The organism is Mycobacterium sp., from assembly GCF_035653355.1.
Taxonomy (GTDB): domain Bacteria; phylum Actinomycetota; class Actinomycetes; order Mycobacteriales; family Mycobacteriaceae; genus Mycobacterium.
In genome coordinates, this window is record NZ_DASRBZ010000161.1 from 1 (window position 1) to 2,522 (window position 2,522).

Below are 2,522 nucleotides of genomic sequence, written 5' to 3' on the forward strand. Positions count from 1 at the left end.
ACTGACCGTCGGGCACTGCCGATCCGCTTGAGCGCAGGCTTTGCATAGGTGAGCTGCATGTGCCGGCTCAACGGGCTCGTCCCGGCGACCGTCGTCGCCCGCACCTCCGCTGCCCCCGCAGCATGGGCGGGCGCCCGCGCCGTGCACGATGTCTCGGTCTCGCAGCGCACATGCGTCGCCCGCACGCCGCCCACCTGGATGGCCTTGGTGCTGATCAGGTTCGTGCCGCGCACGTCGAAGGTGGTCCCGCCCGCGGTCGAGGCCAGGCTCGGCCTGATGGCCGTGATCGTCGGCGGCTGGACGCGCTCGACGGCCGGGGGACTAGCGAAGTGGGACAGCTCGTCCTGCCACGTGAAGACCAGGTCGTCGTGGGGGTAGCCGTATATGAACTCGAACGTGTACGAGTTGAGCTGGGAGTTATATCCGCGGAGTGTGAAACCGCCGCCACCGTCAAGTGGGTCGGTTGAATTGTCGTCGATGAGGATGTTGTCGCGATGACCCCAGCAGCCGACGACGTTGTGCGGGGAGCAGTCGTCCGTGTACATGAAGGCGTCGTCGGCGCCGAGCGTGGAGGTGTTGGCATCCCAAATTCCGCCACCACCGTTGCCGTCCGGCGGGAACGGTGGGTCGTCGTTGGCGTCCGCCCCCTGCTGGGCGTAGCCGTCGAGCGACTGACTCAACCCGACTATTGGTGGCAGCCCACGGTTGATCCGCTCGAGGTTGAAGACCACAAGCATCTGGGCCTGCGGCGGAAGCGAACCGTAATTGTCGGGCAGGACCATAGGTCCCACACCCTCCACCGCCCGGCAGTAGTCAATGGTGTCGATCGCCTGCCGAAGCTGCGGATTGCAGAAATAACCCGGGTCGTTCGGCGGAACGATGCCGATCGTCGACGACGTGCCACTTCCGGAGTCGCCGTACGCCGGAAGGGTGGGTGCCACAAGCACCATGGCGCCGGCGGCAATGGCTAGGACGCTGCTGAGTCTGGTTCGCATGCCGATCCCTCCCCTGTGCGGCGACGTCACGACACCGCAACCGTCATTGCACACCTGACACCCGCCGCTGTCTGCCGAACGTCGCGATAAGGCTGTCGCAGATGGTCAGGCGCTTCGGCCGACAGCCTGCCAAGTGGAGCCGACGCCCGGACTCGAACCGGGAACCTGCCGATTACAAGATCGTTAAGGTGGGTGTCGCCTGGTGTCACGGACTGCCCCGCCGGAACGTTTCCGCAGGTCAGAGGGCATTTGCTGTACGCGTGCGTTCGCTGCATGACGGCTTATGCTGTGGTGTCCTTTCACTCGTGTGACTACCACGTGACTACCAACCCCTGACCGCTGACCGCTGACCGCTGATTGACTGTCGTCCGACGCCAACTTGCGACGCTGAACTCGCAGGAGGCGCCGCCTTCGGGCGTGCGGCGAGCTCGACGTGCCGAGGGTGGGCGCCCGGTGCGCGCGGCTGATTAGTGCGCTGCGGCTTGACACGCGTTCGTCCCGTCCCCGGCGGGGCGTTGTTTGGCTATGCGGATGGGGCAGCTGGAGTGGGCGCCATGGGTAACGACTACACGCGGTTGTCCGTCGCCCCGTTTGGACTCGTACATCGCTAAATCTGCCTCGTGAAGAAGATCGTCAGCTTGGGCGTCACCATCGACGATGATTCCCCCGCCGATGCTGAGTTGCGGGGTGACGCAGATGCCATTCACCGTCAGGGGTGTGGCGACCGCATCGCGGATGCGGCGCGCAATAGCTGCGGCTTCGCTCGGGGAGGTCTCCTCGAGAACGACAGCAAATTCGTCACCGCCGAGGCGCACGGCCATATCGGTGTCCCGCAGAACACTGACTATGCGGCGTGCGGTGGCGACTAGAAGGTTGTCGCCTGCGTTGTGCCCGTAGCGATCGTTAATGCCCTTAAACCCGTCGAGGTCGCAATAGAGCAGGGCGAGGGGACGGCCGTGACGCCGTCGCCGGGCTAGTGCAGCATCGAGCCGGGCTTGCAGTAGGGCCCGCTGTCCCAGGCCGGTCAGCGGATCGTAGAGCCGTTGCTCGGCGAGACGAGCGAATACCCGCTGCCTTTTGTGGTGGAACACAACCAGGCATATGACCGCGGCGCTGAGGAGCGCGGCGAGAGCGAGGACGGCCACATCGCGGCTGTGGTCTATGGCACCGGAGAACGCCGCGACGGGTTGCATCGTCAACGCTGTCCACCCGTGTCCGGCCGGCCCGTAAGAGATTAAGGCGTCAGCGCCATTGACACGGTTGCTTGTCATCCCGGTCCCGCCCGACATGGCCGCCGCGGGGATGCCGCGAGGGCGCTGGCCTAGCAGCCGTGGCTGGCTTGCCGCAGTGACTCGGCCGGTGCGGTCAACGACGAGCGAGGTCGACCCCAGTCCTATGTGCAAGGCGGCGTCGTACCCCTGCAGCGGCCAGCTGCGGACGTCGGCGAAGGTCAGCAAGACCGCGGTGATCAGCCCGAAGCGACGGATTGGCACGGCGAATGCAACCACATACCTGCCGGCGGCGGTC

The 2,522-nt window shown here is 65.7% G+C and carries 2 protein-coding genes; both read right to left on the reverse strand.

All coding sequences use genetic code 11. The features are described from left to right. A partial coding sequence (locus VFA16_RS05290; RefSeq protein WP_324966807.1) for an IPT/TIG domain-containing protein occupies nt 1-995 on the reverse strand: 995 nt, incomplete at its 3' end. Nucleotides 996-1,462: 467 nt separating this feature from the next. Beyond that, the coding region (locus VFA16_RS05295) for a GGDEF domain-containing protein (protein WP_324966808.1) at nt 1,463-2,522 on the reverse strand (1,060 nt) is incomplete at its 5' end.